Below are 17537 nucleotides of genomic sequence, written 5' to 3' on the forward strand. Positions count from 1 at the left end.
TTTACGGTATTCTCAGCCATTTCTCTGGGCTGTGGACCATGACGAAGTATTCGCATCCTCCGTGCAGAGAATTGCTGCCCGGTGCACGTATTCTGTGTGGGGCCTGGTGAGAATTCAGGACGAGACTCGGATGTAGAGCATTCTGCGCAATCCGATGGAATCCGCAGAATTACGGCGCCTTCTGATTCGTCCCCGCCTCACGCTTGTGGTCACCCGGACGGTCGAGGAGATGCCTTTCTCGGCTACCGGAGGGCTTGACGTGCAGCTCTGGCAAGTATGCTCCCGGGGTGGGCGCACCGGCCCATGGCTTCACGGAGGTGGGTTTCCTCTTACGGTCGGCGTTTCAGTGCGATTGTTCACTTGCGTGAACGAGTGAAATCAGATCGTGCTTTCGCGAATATGGAAAATCGGCAGAAGAATTGGCGGAATTCAGTGCGCCGGTACAACGTCGGATATTGCTCCGTAGTGGTACGCCGAATATTTGCCGAGGTCGGTCCGGTATGGACAGATCGTATCATCGCGCGCTGCGAAGCACTCGCGTTTGCATGTTCGCGGATATCCGATCGACCGCGTCGTTTCCGCGCTCGGCAGCAGGAATCTGGGAACGGCCTCGACCGTACGGTAGAGTTCCCGAGCGTGAAAGTGGGCGCAGGAAAACGCGCAGCGTGGCGCACGTTGTTGCCGGCCGTGGCAGTGCTGACCTTGATCAGCAGCTGTGCCGCGAATCCGCCGCCGCCCATCGAGAGCACCGACAGCCCGAAGACCACACCGGTCAAGCCCGCGGAGACGACCGTGGTCGTCGCCCTGGACACCATCGGTACCGCCTTCAATCCGCATCTGCGCTCGGACCAGTCCGCCGCCACCTCGGCGATCGCCTCCCTGGTGCTGCCGAGCCCGTTCCGGCCGGTACCCGATCCGGCGCGGCCCGGTGCGACGGCTTGGGTGCCGGATTCGTCGTTGCTGGTCTCCGCCGAAGTGACCGCGCAGGAACCGTTCACGATCACCTACAAGCTGCGCAACGAGGCCTCCTGGTCGGACGGAGCGCCGATCGCGGCCGAGGACTTCCGCTACCTGTGGCAGGAGATGATCTCCGAACCGGGAGTCGTAGATCCGGCCGGATACCGCATGATCTCGGATGTGAGCTCCTCGGCGGGTGGCAAGACGGTCACCGTCGTGATGGCGCAGCCCTACCCCGGCTGGCGCGAGTTGTTCACCGATCTGCTGCCGTCCCATCTGCTCAAGGACGCGCCGGGCGGGTTCGCCAGGGGGATGAACGGCCAGGTCAACGGGGTCCGGGTGTCCGGCGGCCCGTTCGGGATCCGCTCGGCGGACCCGGGCCGCGACGAGATGCTGCTGGAACGCAACGACCGTTTCTGGGGCACACCGGCGATGCCGGGCCAGATCCTGCTGCGCCGCGGCGGCACGCCCGCGCAGCTGGCGGGCTCGCTGCGCACCGGAGACATCCAGATGGCGCTGGTCCACGGCGGCGTGGCGACCCAGGCGCAATTGGGGGCGATTCCCTCCGTGCGGACCGCGATCATGCCGCAGTCGCGGGTGCTGCAAATGGCGCTGAACGGGCGCAAAGGTGAACTGAGCGATCCCAGGGTCCGTTCGGGTGTGCTGGCGCTGCTCGACCCCGCTCTGCTGGCGACGGTCGGCGCCCAGACCGGCAATTGGGTGGAACCGGCTCGCGCGCAGGTGCTCGCGCCGTCCGATCCCGGTTACGCCCCGACCGCTCCGCCGCGTCCGTCGGCGGAGGAGGCGTTCGCGCTGCTCGCCGCCGCGGGTTACGGCCGGGCGCCGGAGCCGCCGCACGCGATCTCCCCGACCTCGCCCGCCCCGCAGCCGCGCACGCTCGGAAAGGACGGCAAGCCGCTGGCCGTGCGCATCGGCGCGGTGGATCGGGACGCCACCGCCTTGGCCGTGGCCAATACCGCTGCCGACCAGCTGCGCAGCGCCGGCATCGACGCCACCGTGCGCAGCGTCGCCGCCGACGAGCTCTACGGCAAGGAACTGATCGAGGGCACGGTCGACGCGATCGTCGGCTGGGAGGTGGCCGGATCCGATCCGGCCACCGTGCTGGCGTCCCGCTACGGATGCCCGCCGCCCGCGCTGCCGGGGGTCACCGGCCCGGCGCAGGCCGTCGCCGAGGCGGCGCAACGCGCGCCGAGCAACCTGTCCGGGATATGTGATCCGACGCTGCAACCCGCGATCGACGACGCTCTGCGCGGCGGCGACGTGGGGCGGGTGCTCGCCGAAGCGGAGCCCAAACTGTGGGCCATGGCGACGGTGCTGCCGATCGTGCAGGACAACGCCGTCGCGGCGTCCGGTCCCCGGCTGGACGGCGCCTCGCTCAGCGGCGCGATCCAGGTCGGCATCTTCGGCGACGCGTCCATGTGGCGCAGGATTCCGTGACCGCGGGGACGGGCGGGCTGCTGCTGGTGCACGCCCACCCGGACGACGAGTCCATCACCACCGGAGGCACGATCGCGCATTACCGCCGTCGCGGCGTGCCGGTCACCGTGCTCACCTGCACGCTCGGCGAGGAGGGCGAGGTGATCGGCGACGAGTGGGCGCTGCTCGCCGCGCAGCACGCCGACCAGCTAGGCGGCTATCGCATCCTCGAGCTGACCAGTGCGCTGGCGGCGTTGAACGCGGGCCCGCCGCGCTTCCTCGGCGGCGCGGGACGCTGGCGCGACTCCGGAATGGCGGGCACGCCCGCCGCGCACAAGCCCCGGGTATTCGTGCGCTCCGGGGACGCAGCGGTGCGGGCCCTCACCGACGCGGTGCTCGAGCTACGGCCACGCGTCGTGGTCGGCTACGACCCGAACGGCGGCTACGGCCACCCGGACCACATCCGAGCACACGAGATCACCACGGCCGCCGTGCAGATGGCGGCGGGCGAGGGCTGGGACACACCGAAGTACTACTGGACCGTCACCGACGCCGACATGCTGCGCCTGCACACCGCCGCGCTGGCCCGGCGCACGGCCGCGGGCCTGCCCGGCGCGCTGCCACCCGGTTGGCGGCTGCCCGCCGAAGGCGAGCTCGCGAGCGTGCCCAGTGACGCGGTGACCACCACGATCGACGTGTCCGACGTGCTGACGGCCAAGCGCGCCGCGCTGCGGGCACACGCCACCCAGGTCACCGTCGCGCCGTCCGGCCGGGAATTCGCCCTGTCGAACAAAGTCGCCCAGCCGGTTCTGCCCGAAGAGCACTTCATCCTGGTGCGAGGGCGGCGTGGTCCGCTCGGGCCGGACGGGCGGGAGCACGATCTGTTCGCCGGACTGGAGTGACCGGACTCCGCGGATGTCGCCGCCCGAGGGTTGCCATCCGGCGGTGCCCGCGCGGCGGGTACCGTTCGGCGTGATCTCGGGACATCGAAATGGAGGAACCGGCGTTTCATGACCGCGCGCGGCGACGAAACTCACCTCAGCATCGAGGACCACGGTTACCACAAGAGTCTGAAGCCGCGGCAGCTGCAGATGATCGCGATCGGCGGCGCCATCGGCACCGGCCTGTTCCTCGGCGCAGGCGGGCGGCTGGCCAGCGCCGGACCCGGATTGTTCCTGGTCTACGGCGTGTGCGGGTTCTTCGCGTTCCTGATCCTGCGCGCGCTCGGTGAACTCGTCCTGCACCGGCCCTCCTCGGGGTCGTTCGTCTCCTACGCGCGCGAGTTCTTCGGCGAGAAGGCCGCCTTCGTCGCGGGGTGGATGTACTTCCTGAACTGGTCGATGACCGGCATCGCCGACACCACCGCGATAGCGCAGTACTTCCACTACTGGTCCGGGTTCGCCTCCGTCCCGCAGTGGGTTCTCGCGCTGGTCGCGCTGGTCCTCGTGCTGAGCGTCAATCTGATCTCGGTGAAGTGGTTCGGCGAGATGGAATTCTGGGCCGCGCTGGTGAAGGTGTTCGCGCTGAGCGCGTTCCTGATCGTCGGCACGATCTTCCTGCTCGGTCGCTTCACCGTGCACGGTGAAGCGACCGGCCCGAGCGTGGTCGCCGATCACGGCGGCCTGTTCCCGACCGGCATCATGCCGCTGGTCGTGGTGGTGTCCGGTGTCGTCTTCGCCTACGCCGCAGTCGAATTGGTCGGCACCGCGGCGGGCGAGACGGAGCATCCGGAGAAGATCATGCCGCGGGCGATCAATTCGGTGATCGCCCGGATCGCCGTCTTCTACGTCGGTTCGCTGGTGCTGCTGGGGTTGTTGCTCCCGTACACGCGGTACACCGCCGACGAGAGCCCCTTCGTCACGTTCTTCACCATGCTCGGCGTCCCCGGGATCGGCAGCGTGATGAATCTCGTGGTGCTCACCGCGGCGTTCTCCAGCTTGAACGCCGGCCTGTACTCGACCGGCCGCATCCTGCGCTCGATGTCGATGAACGGCAGCGCGCCGAAATTCACCGGGGTGATGGGCGGCAACGGCGTCCCCTACGGCGGCATCCTGCTCACCAGCCTGATCGCGCTGGTCGGTATCGCGCTCAACGGCATCGTCCCGAATCGGGCGTTCGAGATCGTGCTGAACATGGCGTCGCTGGGCATCGTCGCCTCGTGGGCCACCATCGTGCTGTGCCAGCTGCAATTGTGGCGCTGGTCCACTCGGGGACGCATCGAGCGGCCCGCGTTCCGCATGTTCGGCGCGCCCTACACCGGCCTGCTCACGCTGGTGTTCCTGTTCTTCGTCGTCGTGCTCACCGGGTTCGACTATCCGGTGGGAACCTGGACCGTCGCGACCCTCGCCCTGATCGTCCCCGCGCTGATCGTCGGCTGGTTTGCCGCGCGTAAGCGGGTGCTGGCCATCGCGGCGGAGCGTGGCGGTCCGACCGGCGAGTTCCCGGTGGTCGCCGCGCTGCCTGCCGACCGGGAGAACTGATCATGCATCTCGTAGCGCCGGAATAGACTCGGCAGTATGTACAACTGGGAGCTCCAGAACGCGATCGCGGCGTTCGTCGAAAGCATGCGGCCGCACTGGCCCGAACAGCACGACATGTATATGACGGTGCTGTACGCGTTCGCCGATATGCAGAGCCACCTGTTGACCCTCCTCGGCTACCCGCCGGTGCCGTGACGACGAAGCTCGATGACCACGCGGGCGATCGGGCTCCTGTGGCAGCCGCGGATGCCCGCCGTCCGATGGGCGTCGTCGGCTCGGTGATCCTGGTGCTCCTGGTCTTGAACGCCCTGCTCACCCTGGCGCTCGAGGCGCTGTACCTGCCGACCTACCTGGGCTCCGTCGCCTTCCCGGCGTCCGCCGTGGTGGCGGGGGTGGTGAACGTCCTGCTCGTCGCGGGCGCGCGATCGGTCACCCGGCGTCCCGCCGTGCTGGGTCTTCCCGTCGTGGCCTGGGCGTTCGGCTTCCTGGTCTGCGCGAGCGCCGGTCCGGGCGGTGACATTCTGCTGGGCAGTGATTGGCGGACGGCGCTGTTGCTGTTCGGCGGGCTGCTGCCGCCGCTGGGGTACCTCTACATCCAGGCGAACGCGAGCCTCTTCCGTCATCACTGATCTCGGCGGCCGGACCACCGAGGTCGCGTTGACGGCGAACGTGTCGTAGGCGTCCGATGCCGTCGCTCGGCAACCGATCAGCGACACCCGCCCGGTGGGTCAGCGCGCACCCGGTAGCCCCGGTGTGACCGCTTCGATGAGACCCCACGCCTCGTCGGCGGGCAGGTCGACCACCGCGTAGCGCTTCTTGCCCGCCGCGGTGGCCGCGACCACCGTGGCGACTCCCGCACGCCGCTGGAAGAAGGTCCGGCGCACCGTCCAGCCGATCACGCCGGGGGCCTCCAGGCAGTCGCGGTCCCGGTCCAGCGACCCGGACCGGGTGATCAGCCAGGCCGGGCCGGTGGGCGTGCGGGGCAGTACCGTGTGGCCGAGGCCGCGATAGCGGTCCTCCGCGAGCGCGAGCGCGATCGGTAGCGCCAGGCCGGGCACCAGCCACCACCACGGTGAATAGTGCTCTCCGGCAAGGGAGAAGTAGACCGGTACCGCGGCGATCAGGACGACCGGCGCGAGCGCGCGGGTATGCCTGCGGCGCCGCGCGGCGGGTCCATGTGCGATTAGCGGAGCGCTGCCCGGCTCCGGGACGGTGTGCGAGGCCGATGCCCCCGCGCCGGTTGGCCTCGCGTCCGGACGGAGCGGAATGTCGTTGTCGTGCACCTCCTGCGGGGCCAAGAGATGGCCGAGGGTGTGTTCGACGGCTTCGCGCGGGGCCTGCGGCAGGATCTTCTGGCGCGGGTTCTCCCCGGTCATGATCGCTTCGAGTTCGGCGCCGCCGGCAAGGCGCAGCAGCAGAGGTTCGTTGACCGTCGCCCCGCGCAGCCGCGCCCGGTCGAGCGTGATCTGACGGGTGGTGAACAGGCCGTGGCGCAGCTGCAAGGTCTTGCCGTCGTCACGCACGCGTAACCCGAAATAAGTAGTCAAATAGTGCGCGCACGCGGCAGCGCTGACCACGAGGACGATGGCGCACAGCAGCGCCCCCGCGGCGAGCGCGAGGACGAGCACGCCGCCGTCTTCCACGTCGTGTACCGCGTCCGACCGGAACACGATCTCGCCGAGCCCGTACTGCAGCGCGAAGCCGACGATCGGGGCGATGATCGCGAACCCGGTCAGCGACAGCGGGGCGTAGCGCACCCACGCCGGACTCCAGTGCCCGATCTCGCGCGCCCGCGTGCGCGGGGCGGCGAAGCCACCGGATTCGTTGCGCCCCGGCTCTTTCCGGTCCTCGGACTGCTCCGCCCGCGCGGCCGTGTGGGCGAGCAGCGCGGCCCGTAACGGCGGCACGACCCGCGTGTCCAGGGCGTCGAGCTTGAACTGCTCACCCGAATCGGCCTGCTGGCCGGTGCCGATCGCCAGCACCGCGAGTCCGAGAGCCCGGTGCAGCAGGTCGGCTTCGATGTCCACCGAGCGGATGCGTGAGCGCGGCACCGACAGCTTCTTGCGTTGCAGCAGGCCGGTGCGCAACTCGACGTGCGTCGGCCCGACCCGATACGTCGTGGTGAACCAGCGGGTCAGCGCGAACCCGACGATCAGCACGATCGGAATGATGCTCCACACGTGGTTGCCGCTGCTGGTCCCGAGGATCACCGAACCGATCAGCACCGGGATGAACTTCACCACCTCGGTGATCGGGTGGACCAGCAGCATCCGCTTGTCCAGCCGCTGCCACGGCTGTTCGGCCTGCGCGGCGTCCACCGCCGGTGCGTCACTCATGTCGCGTCCCCGCGATGCTGGGCGGCGATCCTGGTCAGCCGCGTCACGGTTTCCTCGGCAACCGGGAGATCGAGCGCGCTGATCTGGACCGCCCCCGCGGAGGACGCGGTGGTCACGGTGACCGTCGCCAGTCCGAGCAGGCGCTCGAGCGGCCCACGTTCGGTGTCGACGGTCTGTACGCGCGAGATCGGCGCGACCCGGCTCTCCTGGGTGAGCCAGCCGACCCGGGTGTAGACCGCCTCGTCGGTGACCTCCCAGCGGTGCACGGCGTAGCGCCACCACGGGGCCACCCCGATGTTCAGCACGGCAGGCACGAGCGCGACCAGGAAGAAGCCGAGCTGCCATCCACGATGCGCGGAGTCGAACAGCGACCACACCAGCAGAGCCGCGAACGGAATCACCCAGCCCAGCGCGGCCTGCGCGGTCCACAGGAGCCTCGCCTTGGGACTGGGGCGCCAGGCCGGATCGGCCATGATGGTGCGCGGCTGCGACATGCTGCCAATGTTTGCACGACCAAGTGTGCGCTGTCGTCGGCGAGCGGCGGCGGCGCCGAGCGGGCAGGCGGGTGGGCGCGGGACTGCGCAATGCCGATGGGTGCACGAATTCTTTTGTGCCGCAGAGCATTCGGCCCGGATCGCATACGCGACGGATGGTCGGACCGATGCGTCGTCGTCGTAGGCTCGGCCTCGGTGTAGCCGCGACAGCGGTGATCGTTCCCGGCGCGGCGCCGACGTGGGTGCTCTCCGAGGAGTTCGCGCGCGCCCGGCCTGCACTGCCCTGGAATAGCCTCGGGCACCCCACAGTTGTCAACGCTCAACGGCGCTCCACGTTCCTGCGCGGGCGCCGTGGCGGGTGGAGCCCTAGCCACGGGTGGCTTGTCCGCTCCGCCGCAACCAGCACTGGAGGGAGACAGTTCCGGATGTGTAGCGCATGATCGAGGGCGTGACCGACCTACCGAACCCGAGCGTCCCGTCCGCGCCGCCCAGTCCATCGGCCATGCGCAGGGCGCTGCGCAGGGCCCGCGACGGTGTCACGTTGAACGTGGACGAGGCCGCGGTGCTGCTGCACGCGACCGGCGACGACCTCGCCGACCTCTGTCGCAGCGCCGCGCGGGTGCGCGACGCCGGACTGGCATCGGCCGGGCGTCCGAAGACGATCAGTTATTCCCGCAACGTCTTCATCCCGCTGACCCGCCTGTGCCGGGACAAGTGCCACTACTGCACCTTCGTCACGGTGCCCGGCAAGCTGCGCGCCGAGGGCGAGGGCATGTTCCTCGAACCCGACGAAGTGCTCGACATCGCCCGCCGAGGTGCGGCGCTGGGCTGCAAGGAGGCGCTGTTCACGCTGGGCGACCGGCCCGAGGACCGCTGGCCCGAAGCCGCGCAGTGGCTGGACGAACGCGGCTACGACTCCACGCTGGACTACCTGCGCGCCGTGTCGATCATGGTGCTGGAAGAGACCGGCCTGCTGCCGCACCTGAACCCCGGTGTGATGTCCTGGGCGGAGATCGCGCGGCTCAAGCCGGTGGCGCAGTCCATGGGCATGATGCTGGAGACCACCTCCGCCCGGCTGTTCACCGAGAAGGGCAACTGCCATTACGGCAGTCCGGACAAGGACCCGGCCGTGCGGCTGCGGGCCATCACCGACGCGGGCCGGCTCTCGGTGCCCTACACCACCGGCATCCTGGTCGGCATCGGTGAGACGATGGCGGAGCGCGCCGAGTCGATCATGGCGATCCGCAAGCAGCACAAGGCTTTCGGGCATATCCAGGAAGTCATCATCCAGAATTTCCGCGCCAAGGACGACACCGCGATGCGGGACGTGCCGGACGCGGGGCTGGAGGAATTCCTCGCCACCATCGCCGTCACCCGCGTGCTGCTCGGGCCCGACGTGCCGGTGCAAGCGCCGCCGAACCTGGTGTCGCACGAGGAGTGCCGCGCGCTGATCGAGGCGGGCATCGATGACTGGGGCGGCGTCTCGCCGGTGACGCCCGACCACGTGAATCCGGAGCGGCCGTGGCCGAACCTGGACACGTTGCGGGAGATCACCGAGGTGGCGGGCTACCAGTTGGTCGAGCGGACCTCCGCGCACCCGAAGTACGTGCGCGCGGGCAATCCGTGGGTCGATCCGCGCATCGGCGCGCACGTCGCGGCGCTCACCGACCCGGCGACGGGGCTGGCGAAGCCGGACGCGATCCCGGTCGGCCTGCCCTGGCAGGAACCCGAGGAGTCGTGGGAATCGGCCGGGCGCGTCGACCTCAACACCGCCATCGACACCGAGGGCCGCAACACCGAGGCCCGCAGCGACGCGGCGCTCGGGCAGGACCTCGTCGGCGCTTTCGGCGACTGGGAAACCATTCGTGAACAGGCGCGTGACCTCGCCGTCAGCACGCCGCAGCGGCTGGATGCCGACGTGCTCGCCGCGCTGCGCGCCGCCGAGCGTGATCCGGCCGGGCTCAGCGACGCCGAGTATCTCGCGCTGGCCACGGCGGACGGCGCGGACCTGGACGCGGTCGCCGCGCTGGCCGATCAGTTGCGCCGCGACACCGTCGGCGACGACGTCACCTACGTCGTGAACCGGAACATCAACTTCACCAATATCTGCTACACCGGGTGCCGCTTCTGCGCGTTCGCCCAGCGCAAGGGGGACGCGGACGCGTTCACACTGAGCATGGACGAGGTCGCCGACCGGGCCTGGGAGGCGCATGTCGACGGCGCCACCGAGGTGTGCATGCAGGGCGGCATCGACCCCGACCTGCCGGTCACCGGGTACGCCGACCTGGTGCGGGCGGTCAAGCAGCGGGTGCCGTCGCTGCACGTGCACGCGTTCAGCCCGATGGAGATCGTGAACGGCGCCTCGCGCGGCGGTCAGAGCATCCGGGACTGGCTGGTCGCGCTGAAGGAAGCGGGCCTGGACACCATTCCGGGGACCGCCGCGGAGATCCTGGACGACGAGGTCCGCTGGGTGCTCACCAAGGGCAAACTGCCCACCTCGGCGTGGATCGAGGTGATCACCACGGCCCACCAGGTGGGCATCCGGTCCAGCTCGACCATGATGTACGGCCACGTGGACAATCCGAAGCACTGGGTCGGGCATCTGCGCGTGCTGCGCGGTATCCAGGACGAGACCGGCGGTTTCACCGAATTCGTGCTGCTGCCGTTCGTACACCAGAGCGCGCCGCTGTACCTCGCGGGCGCCGCGCGGCCGGGGCCGACCAACCGGGACAACCGCGCCGCGCACGCGCTGGCCAGGATCATGCTGCACGGCCGGATCCACAACATCCAGACCAGCTGGGTCAAGCTCGGCACCACCGGCACCCGGGTGATGCTCAACAGCGGCGCCAACGATCTCGGCGGCACGTTGATGGAGGAGACCATCTCCCGGATGGCGGGCTCGCAGCACGGCTCGGCGAAGACCGTCGCCGAACTGGTGGAGATCGCCGCGGGCATCGGGCGACCGGCCAGGGAGCGGACGACCACCTACGGTGTGCCCGAGCGCACGAGCGTGTCCGCCTCTCCCGGCTTGCAGGCCGTATTGGTGGAGTGACGGAGTCGGCAGCTTCGAGTGGCCACTCGACGTCGAATTCGCACCTCGCGTCGGCGTGCGTACCATCCGAAGTTAGGGCAGGCTGACCAGTAGTAACGTGGGGTGCCGGGATAGGGTTTCGCCGGGCGGACTATCCCGCAGGCGAGGACAGACTAGGAGAGCGGCAGTGCCGTACATCATCGCTGAACCGTGCGTTGACGTGAAGGACAAGGCATGCATCGAGGAATGCCCCGTGGACTGCATCTACGAGGGTGGCCGCATGCTGTACATCCATCCCGACGAGTGCGTGGACTGTGGTGCATGTGAGCCGGTGTGCCCGGTGGAGGCGATCTTCTACGAAGACGACACCCCGGACCAGTGGAGCGGATACGTGAACGCCAACGTCGATTTCTTCGATGAGCTGGGCTCGCCCGGCGGCGCCACCAAGGTCGGCAAGGTCGACTACGACCCGCCGTTCATCAAGGAACTGCCCCCGATGGCGAGTGAGTGAGATCTGACGTGTCGCCGCGTGGCCGGGTCAGCAGCCTGCTACCCGATTTTCCCTGGGACACCATCGCTTCGGTGAAGGTGCGGGCGACCGCCCATCCAGGCGGGATCGTCGACCTGTCCGTCGGCACTCCGGTCGACCCGGTCGACCCGCTGATCCGGACCGCGCTGAACTCCGTCGCCGCGGTGCCCGGCTACCCGACCACGCACGGCACCCCCGAACTCCGTGCGGCCGCGGTCGACGCGCTGAAGCGGCGCTACGGGATCACCGGACTCGAGCCCGCGGCCGTGCTGCCCGCCATCGGCACCAAAGAGCTGATCGCGGGACTGCCCCGGCTGCTCGGCCTCGGCGCGGGCGACCTGGTCGTCATCCCGGAGGTCGCGTATCCCACCTACGAGGTGGGCGCGCTGCTGGCGGGCGCGCAGGTGCTGCGCGCCGACGGACTCACCCGGCTCGGTCCGCAGACGCCCGCGCTGATCTACGTGAACTCGCCGTCCAACCCGACCGGCCGGGTACTCGGCGTCGAGCATCTGCGCAAGGTGGTCGCCTTCGCCCGGGAACGCGGCGCGATCGTCGCCTCCGACGAGTGCTACCTGGGACTGACCTGGGAGGGCCGCGCCCTCTCCTTGCTCGACCCCGAGGTGTGCGACGGCGACCACACCAACCTGCTGGCCGTGCATTCGCTGTCGAAGACCTCCAACCTGGCCAGTTACCGCGCCGGGTTCGTGGCGGGCGATCCGGCGCTGGTCGCGGAGCTGCTCGAAGTGCGCAAGCACGCGGGCATGATGGTGCCGTTCCCGATCCAGGCCGCGATGACGGCCGCGCTCAGCGACGACGCGCACGAGGCGCGTCAGCGCGAGCGGTACCGGGCCCGCCGTGACGTGCTGCGAAAAGCGCTGGAAGCAGCGGGTTTCCGGATCGATCACTCCGAGGCGGGCCTGTATCTGTGGTCCACGCGCGGCGAGCCGTGCCGGACAACCTTGGACTGGCTCGCCGACCGCGGCATCCTCGCCGCGCCCGGCGACTTCTACGGCCCCGGCGCGAGCGAGCACGTGCGGATCGCGCTGACCGCGACCGACGAGCGGATCGCCGCGGCGGCCGAACGACTGGCCGCGGGCTGACGCCGGAAGCGTTTCCGATCCCGAGGTCATCTCGGTGTGTCGGCGTCCACGGCCGCCGGGCCGGGCGAGCTAGCCTGAGGTATGGACGCTGTCACGGTTGTCCCCACACCCGCCAACGAGCCGGTGCACTCCTACGCGCCCGGCAGCCCTGAACGGGAGCTATTGCTCGGCAAACTAGCCGAGCTGTCCGCCGCGCCCGTCGACGTGCCGCTGGTGATCGGCGGCAAGCACCGCCCCGGTATCGGTGAACGGCACGACATCGTCGCACCGCACCGGCACCGGCAAGTGCTGGGGACCTACACCGCCGTCACCCAGTCGGAAGCGCACGGAGCCATCGATGCCGCGATGGCGGCCGCCCCGGGGTGGCGGGCGCTGCCCTTCGAGGACCGCGCCGCGGTGCTGCTGCGCGCCGCCGACCTGCTGGCCGGGCCGTGGCGGGAGACCCTCGCGGCGGCCACCATGCTCGGGCAGTCGAAATCGGCCCAGCAGGCCGAAATCGACGCGCCGTGCGAGCTGGTCGACTTCTGGCGTTTCAACGTCGCGTTCGCGCGCGACATCCTGGCGCAACAGCCCGGGTCCAGTGGCGGAGTGTGGAACCGGATGGACTATCGGCCGCTGGAAGGGTTCGTCTACGCCATCACACCGTTCAACTTCACCGCGATCGCCGGGAATCTGCCGACCGCGCCCGCGCTGATGGGCAACACGGTGGTATGGAAGCCCTCGCCGACGCAGACGTTGGCGGCGTTCCACACGATGCGGCTGCTGGAGGCGGCGGGCCTGCCGCCCGGCGTGATCAACATGGTCACCGGAAACGGGGTGCAACTGTCGGAGGTGGCGCTGACCGATCCGCGGCTGGCGGGAATCCATTTCACCGGTTCCACCAAGACATTTCGGTATCTATGGCAGCAGGTGGGCGCGAATGTCGACCGCTACCACGGCTATCCGCGCCTGGTGGGGGAGACGGGTGGCAAGGACTTCATCGTCGCGCACTCCTCGGCCGACCCGGACGCGCTGCGCACCGCCCTGATTCGCGGAGCGTTCGAGTATCAGGGCCAGAAGTGCTCGGCGGCCTCGCGCGCCTACATCGCGCGGTCGGTCTGGCGCGCGATGGGCGACGAGTTCCTGCACGAGACCGGCGAGCTGAGCTACGGCGACGTCGCGGATCTGTCGAATTTCGGTGGGGCGTTGATCGATCGGCGCGCCTACGACAAGAACGTGGCGGCTATCCGCCGCGCTGCGGAAGCGGGCATCGCCATCCCGGTCGGCGGAACCTACGACGACAGTGAAGGCTGGTTCGTCCGGCCCACCGTGTTGCTGGCGGACAACCCGCACGACGAATCGTTCGTCACCGAGTACTTCGGACCGATCCTGTCGGTGTACGTCTACGACGACACCGAACCCGGCGCCTACAGCGCGATACTCGCCGAAGTGGAGTCGGCGGCGCCCTACGCGCTCACCGGCGCGGTGTTCGCGCAGGACCGGTACGCGATCGAAGAGGCCGACGCCGCGCTGCGATTCGCGGCGGGCAACTTCTACGTCAACGACAAGCCCACCGGCGCGGTGGTGGGTCAGCAGCCCTTCGGCGGGGCGCGCGCCTCCGGCACCGACGACAAGGCGGGCTCGCCGTTGAACCTGCTGCGCTGGGTCGCGCCACGGACGATCAAGGAGACGTTCGTGCCTGCCGTGGATTACCGCTATCCGCACATGGGGAGCTGAGGCGCGCGGTTACACCAGCGGCTTCCCCTGCCGCAGTCGCCTGCGCAGGTCGTAGTGGTAGGCGTTGAGCGGGAACATCCGTGCCGATTTCGGCAGTCGCCGGTGCACGGCCCCGATGGCCCGCAGCAGCCGGTCCAGGCGCCGCTGGTCGCGGTCGGTCCAGGTCATGCCCATCTCGTCGCGCAGGTGCTGCGGGAGCAGGCCGGTGACGATGAAGCGTTGCAGCCCGGCGAAGACCACCTGCACCGGTCGCGGCATCATCTTCAGGTCGATCAGGCCGTCGAAGTAGTCCCGCAGCTCGGGCTCGATGCCGTGCTTCTTCAAGTTCTCGTCCCAATACCGCTGGAATGCCTCGCGATTCGCCGGCCACATCTCCGGCCGCATCTGCAAGGTGGTGCCCAGGCGCGCGGCGTAGTCGTAGAAGGCGTCGGCGGTGGCGGCGTCCATGGGGCCGTGCATCCGGGTGTAGAGGTCATCGATGCCCCAGTACAGGCAGGCCGCGACCCACAGCTGCAGGTTCGGGTCGAAAGCGTTGTACTTCACCGGGCTCGCCGTGGTGGAGCGCACCGACCGATGCGACATGTTGACGGCCTCGCGGTACGCCTCGCGCTCGGCATCCGACCCGAGCAGCGCGACGGCGATATAGGTGAGTGTGGTGCGCAGCCGCTTGATCGGATGCAGCGTGACCTTGCCGCTGTCGACGGTGCTCTCCAGGACGCCGCGGCCGACCGGGCGCAAGCTCAGCTGCATGATGACATTGGCCGCGCCGCCGAGAAAGGCGGCGATGCCGTCCACGTACTCTTCGACCGTCTCCGGCGTGAGGACTCGGCTGGGGTCCGGCTCGTGCTCGGCGGTGCGCAGCTGCGCGGTCATCGTCGACCTCGTCTTTCGTGTCGGCCCGATCCAGGAGGTATCGGTCGATGAGAAGATTATGCCCTAACTTTCTCATCGACTCGCGGCGGGTGTCAATCATGCGAGAAGACGGTGACGGTGTGCGATGCTGAAAGTGTCATCGTTTCGGTCTCGCGGATAGGGTTGAGGTATGGCCAGGCTGACCAGGCTGCTGCCGCTGGTGCGCAGCGCTGCCCCCGAGGATCGCAACCAGGCGCGAGTGCTGGACGCGGCGCTGCTGGCGTTTCTCGATTTCGGTATCAAGCGCACCAGCATGGTCGAAGTCGCGCGCCGCGGCGGATTGTCGCTGGCCACGCTCTATCGCCGCTTCGCGAGCAAAACCGATCTGATCAGGGCCGTCGGGCTGCGGCAGACGCGCGATTTCATCGAGGAGGTCGACGCCGCGCTCCAGCGCCAAGTGGACCGGAACGCGAGCGCGGAAGATCAGATCGTCGAACTGTTCGCCGCGTTCATCAACGGCTTGCGCGGAAATCAGCTGATCCACCGGCTGCTGGCCACCGAACCCGAACTCGTGCTGCCCTACCTGACCACCCAGGGCGCTCCGGTCATCGAGCTCGGGCGGGATTACCTGGCCGAATTCATCACCCGCTTGCAGCGCGAAGGCAAGTTGCCGGAATACGATCCGGAGCCTTTGGCCGAGATGATCGCCCGTACCGCGCTGTCACTGGCGCTGACGCCGCAGACCGTCATCCCGCTCGGTGACGACGCGTCGATCCGGCAGTTCGCGCGCGACCACGTGGCGGTGTCGTTCCGGGTGCGCTGACCGGATCAGCGGTGCAGTGGGACCCCGGTGATCATCGCCCAGAGCGCGGCCGTCACGTCCGCGGTCTGCTCGGCCGAGGTGCCGCGAGTGTGCGCGGTCACCGCGAAACCGGGGCCGTAGGAGGCCGAGGCGACCTCGGGCTCGCCGAGATCCGACCAGCCCCATTTGGTGCCGAGCACGAACGGCCACCGTGCGGTGCCCCAGTCCTGTTCGGTGCCGTCTTGGGCTGTCGATCCCGCCGCCGCCATCCATTCGAAGATGGGTGATCCGGGATCGGTGCGCAATTTCGTGGCCAGAAAGTCGGAGACGTCGGCGGCGCTGGTCGTCCCCGCGCCCCAATTGGGTCCGGGTGTCGTCTCGGCGAGGCCGTATTCGGCGGCAATGGCGGCGATGGCCTGGGGATACTTGGCCTCCATCACGCTCGCCGCGCCGTCATCGGAATAGCGGATCATTTGCTCGCCTAGGAATCGATCCTCGGCCGAGCCGTCGCCGTGGCGCAGGGCGTAGTCGGCCAAGAAGAGTTTGGACAGCGACAGGCTCGATCGCGACTCGTGTTCGTTCGCCGTGCCCCAGCCGATGCCCACCGAGGTGCGCACGGAGATCGCCGTGCGCGGCGGTACCGCGGCCACCTCGGTCTCCGCGGTCTCGTCGGCGCAGGCTACCGGGGCGGACAGCGCCAGGAGCGCGCCGGCGACGAGCGCGGTCGTGGTCGATCGGAAGCCCATCTTCTCCTCCTGGCTCGCGGCACGGACCGCCGATCGGGACAACGCGATCGGGATGTACGTGATGCGATTGCCCAGTAGTAGCTCTACGAAACGGAGTCCGCCGTCAGACCAGGCGCAGGCCGAGCCGACGCCGGACGCGCATATCGAGGAGATAGGCGTTCAGGGGGAACAGGCGGATCGGTCGCGGGAGCCGGGATTGCGTGGCCCCGACCGCGCGCAAGATGTGGGCGAGTGCGCGCTCGTCGCGGTCGGTCCAGGTCATGCCCATCTCGTCGCGCAGATGCTCGGGCAGCAGGCCGGTCACGAAGAAGCGGTGCAGGCGCCCGAACGCCAGCTGCGCGGGCCGGGGCAGCATGCGCAGGTCGACGAGGTCGTCGAAATAGGCGCGGACGACCGGGTCGATGCTGGTCTTCGCGAGATTCGTGGCCCAGTACTCCGCGAAGGCGTGCCGGTCGGCAGGCCACATCGATTCGGGCATCTGAAGGGTGGTGCCGAGCCGGGCGGCCAGATGGTAGAACGCGTCGGCCGTCGCCTCGTCCATCGGGCCGTGCATGCGCTCGTACAGATCCTGCGCTCCCCAATGCAGGCAGGCCGCGACCCAGAGTTGCAGCGCGGGGTCGAAGGCGTTGTAGCGCACCGGGCTCGACGCGGTCGAGTGGACCGGGCGGTGTGAGACGTCGACCGCCTCGCGATAGGCGGTGCGTTCCTCGTCGGTGCCGAGCATCGCCACCGAGAGGTAGGTCAGGGTGGTGCGCAGTCGTTTGATCGGATGCAACATCACGTTGCCGCTGTGCACGGTGCTCTCCAGCACGCCGTAGCCGACCGGCGGGGTGCTCAGCTGCATGATGACGTTCGCGACGCCGCCGAACAAGCCGGCTACGCCGTCGATGTATCGCCCGATGTCGAAGGAGTCCGGCGATTCGGTGGAACGCGTGGCGGGAAGTGGCCTGGTCATCGTCGACCTCGCAGTGCTGAGAAAGCTATGCAACAACGTTCTCACCACGTCAGCGGGAGTGTCAACCGTCACAGCCCGCACCGGTCGCCACGCGCCGCGGTG

15 protein-coding genes are annotated in these 17537 nt (G+C 69.0%); 10 read left to right on the top strand and 5 right to left on the bottom strand.

Annotated elements, in window-relative coordinates; translation table 11 throughout:
- Nucleotides 1-642: 642 nt before the first annotated feature.
- The 5 genes from ABZ420_RS27620 (at nt 643) to ABZ420_RS27640 (ending at nt 5503) form a co-directional block, all read left to right on the top strand.
- Nucleotides 643-2415 carry an ABC transporter family substrate-binding protein gene (locus ABZ420_RS27620; RefSeq protein WP_357128569.1) on the top strand — a complete coding sequence of 591 codons (1773 nt, stop codon included), beginning with the start codon at nt 643-645 and terminating at the stop codon, nt 2413-2415.
- Nucleotides 2412-3296 carry an N-acetyl-1-D-myo-inositol-2-amino-2-deoxy-alpha-D-glucopyranoside deacetylase gene (mshB, locus tag ABZ420_RS27625; protein WP_357128465.1) on the top strand — a complete coding sequence of 295 codons (885 nt, stop codon included), beginning with the start codon at nt 2412-2414 and terminating at the stop codon, nt 3294-3296. Before ABZ420_RS27620 ends, mshB begins: the two co-directional genes overlap by 4 nt.
- Before the next feature lie 108 nt (nt 3297-3404).
- Nucleotides 3405-4874: an amino acid permease gene (locus ABZ420_RS27630; protein WP_357128467.1), complete on the top strand. Its 1470-nt coding sequence runs from the start codon at nt 3405-3407 to the stop codon at nt 4872-4874.
- 36 nt (nt 4875-4910) lie between these two features.
- Nucleotides 4911-5069 (top strand): hypothetical protein, encoded by a 159-nt coding sequence (locus ABZ420_RS27635; RefSeq protein WP_168434053.1) that lies wholly within the window; start codon nt 4911-4913, stop codon nt 5067-5069.
- On the top strand, nt 5066-5503 hold the full coding sequence (locus ABZ420_RS27640) for a hypothetical protein (RefSeq protein ID WP_062974548.1): 438 nt from the start codon (nt 5066-5068) through the stop codon (nt 5501-5503). Before ABZ420_RS27635 ends, ABZ420_RS27640 begins: the two co-directional genes overlap by 4 nt.
- Nucleotides 5504-5602: 99 nt before the next feature.
- Here ABZ420_RS27640 and ABZ420_RS27645 read toward each other — a convergent pair whose 3' ends face one another.
- Together ABZ420_RS27645 and ABZ420_RS27650 are read right to left on the bottom strand one after the other, a co-directional pair.
- The gene (locus tag ABZ420_RS27645) at nt 5603-7210 is read right to left on the bottom strand and encodes a PH domain-containing protein (RefSeq protein ID WP_357128470.1); all 1608 of its coding nucleotides are present in this window, start codon (nt 7208-7210) and stop codon (nt 5603-5605) included.
- Entirely contained in the window at nt 7207-7704 is a 498-nt protein-coding gene (locus ABZ420_RS27650) for a PH domain-containing protein (RefSeq protein ID WP_357128473.1), read from the bottom strand. The genes ABZ420_RS27645 and ABZ420_RS27650 overlap by 4 nt, the downstream gene beginning before the upstream one ends.
- Before the next feature lie 436 nt (nt 7705-8140).
- Between ABZ420_RS27650 and ABZ420_RS27655 the strand changes: the two genes are divergently transcribed.
- From ABZ420_RS27655 to pruA, 4 genes are all read left to right on the top strand, one after another.
- Nucleotides 8141-10756 carry a bifunctional FO biosynthesis protein CofGH gene (locus tag ABZ420_RS27655; RefSeq protein ID WP_357128475.1) on the top strand — a complete coding sequence of 872 codons (2616 nt, stop codon included), beginning with the start codon at nt 8141-8143 and terminating at the stop codon, nt 10754-10756.
- A 166-nt stretch (nt 10757-10922) separates the two neighbouring features.
- Nucleotides 10923-11246, top strand: a complete 324-nt coding sequence (gene fdxA / locus ABZ420_RS27660) for a ferredoxin (RefSeq protein WP_014987978.1) — start codon at nt 10923-10925, stop codon at nt 11244-11246.
- 8 nt (nt 11247-11254) lie between these two features.
- Complete coding sequence (gene dapC, locus ABZ420_RS27665; protein ID WP_357128572.1) at nt 11255-12364, top strand: succinyldiaminopimelate transaminase; 1110 nt, start codon at nt 11255-11257, stop codon at nt 12362-12364.
- A gap of 81 nt (nt 12365-12445) precedes the next feature.
- A complete protein-coding gene (pruA, locus tag ABZ420_RS27670; RefSeq protein ID WP_357128478.1) occupies nt 12446-14080 on the top strand; it encodes an L-glutamate gamma-semialdehyde dehydrogenase in 1635 nt (544 codons plus the stop codon).
- 9 nt (nt 14081-14089) lie between these two features.
- On the opposite strand, the gene ABZ420_RS27675 is transcribed toward pruA, so the two are convergent.
- The gene (locus tag ABZ420_RS27675) at nt 14090-14953 is read right to left on the bottom strand and encodes an oxygenase MpaB family protein (RefSeq protein WP_357128481.1); all 864 of its coding nucleotides are present in this window, start codon (nt 14951-14953) and stop codon (nt 14090-14092) included.
- 169 nt (nt 14954-15122) lie between these two features.
- Here ABZ420_RS27675 and ABZ420_RS27680 point away from each other — a divergent pair, with 169 nt between their 5' ends.
- On the top strand, nt 15123-15755 hold the full coding sequence (locus ABZ420_RS27680; RefSeq protein ID WP_040869514.1) for a TetR/AcrR family transcriptional regulator: 633 nt from the start codon (nt 15123-15125) through the stop codon (nt 15753-15755).
- A 5-nt stretch (nt 15756-15760) separates the two neighbouring features.
- On the opposite strand, the gene ABZ420_RS27685 is transcribed toward ABZ420_RS27680, so the two are convergent.
- Complete coding sequence (locus ABZ420_RS27685) at nt 15761-16480, bottom strand: hypothetical protein (RefSeq protein ID WP_357128485.1); 720 nt, start codon at nt 16478-16480, stop codon at nt 15761-15763.
- Nucleotides 16481-16583: 103 nt separating this feature from the next.
- Nucleotides 16584-17435, bottom strand: a complete 852-nt coding sequence (locus ABZ420_RS27690) for an oxygenase MpaB family protein (RefSeq protein ID WP_357128488.1) — start codon at nt 17433-17435, stop codon at nt 16584-16586.
- Between the last annotated feature and the right edge of the window lie 102 nt (nt 17436-17537).

Origin of the sequence: Nocardia sp. NPDC005745, from assembly GCF_040630775.1 — a bacterium.
In the GTDB taxonomy this organism is placed as follows: Bacteria; Actinomycetota; Actinomycetes; order Mycobacteriales; family Mycobacteriaceae; genus Nocardia.

Coding starts and splice junctions, on each gene's coding strand:
- ABZ420_RS27630 (WP_357128467.1), top strand. CDS start 3,405: ATGACCGCGCGCGGCGACGAAACTCACCTCAGCATCGAGGACCACGGT.
- ABZ420_RS27635 (WP_168434053.1), top strand. CDS start 4,911: ATGTACAACTGGGAGCTCCAGAACGCGATCGCGGCGTTCGTCGAAAGC.
- ABZ420_RS27645 (WP_357128470.1), bottom strand. CDS start 7,210: ATGAGTGACGCACCGGCGGTGGACGCCGCGCAGGCCGAACAGCCGTGG.
- ABZ420_RS27650 (WP_357128473.1), bottom strand. CDS start 7,704: ATGTCGCAGCCGCGCACCATCATGGCCGATCCGGCCTGGCGCCCCAGT.
- ABZ420_RS27655 (WP_357128475.1), top strand. CDS start 8,141: ATGATCGAGGGCGTGACCGACCTACCGAACCCGAGCGTCCCGTCCGCG.
- pruA (WP_357128478.1), top strand. CDS start 12,446: ATGGACGCTGTCACGGTTGTCCCCACACCCGCCAACGAGCCGGTGCAC.
- ABZ420_RS27675 (WP_357128481.1), bottom strand. CDS start 14,953: ATGACCGCGCAGCTGCGCACCGCCGAGCACGAGCCGGACCCCAGCCGA.
- ABZ420_RS27680 (WP_040869514.1), top strand. CDS start 15,123: ATGGCCAGGCTGACCAGGCTGCTGCCGCTGGTGCGCAGCGCTGCCCCC.
- ABZ420_RS27685 (WP_357128485.1), bottom strand. CDS start 16,480: ATGGGCTTCCGATCGACCACGACCGCGCTCGTCGCCGGCGCGCTCCTG.
- ABZ420_RS27690 (WP_357128488.1), bottom strand. CDS start 17,435: ATGACCAGGCCACTTCCCGCCACGCGTTCCACCGAATCGCCGGACTCC.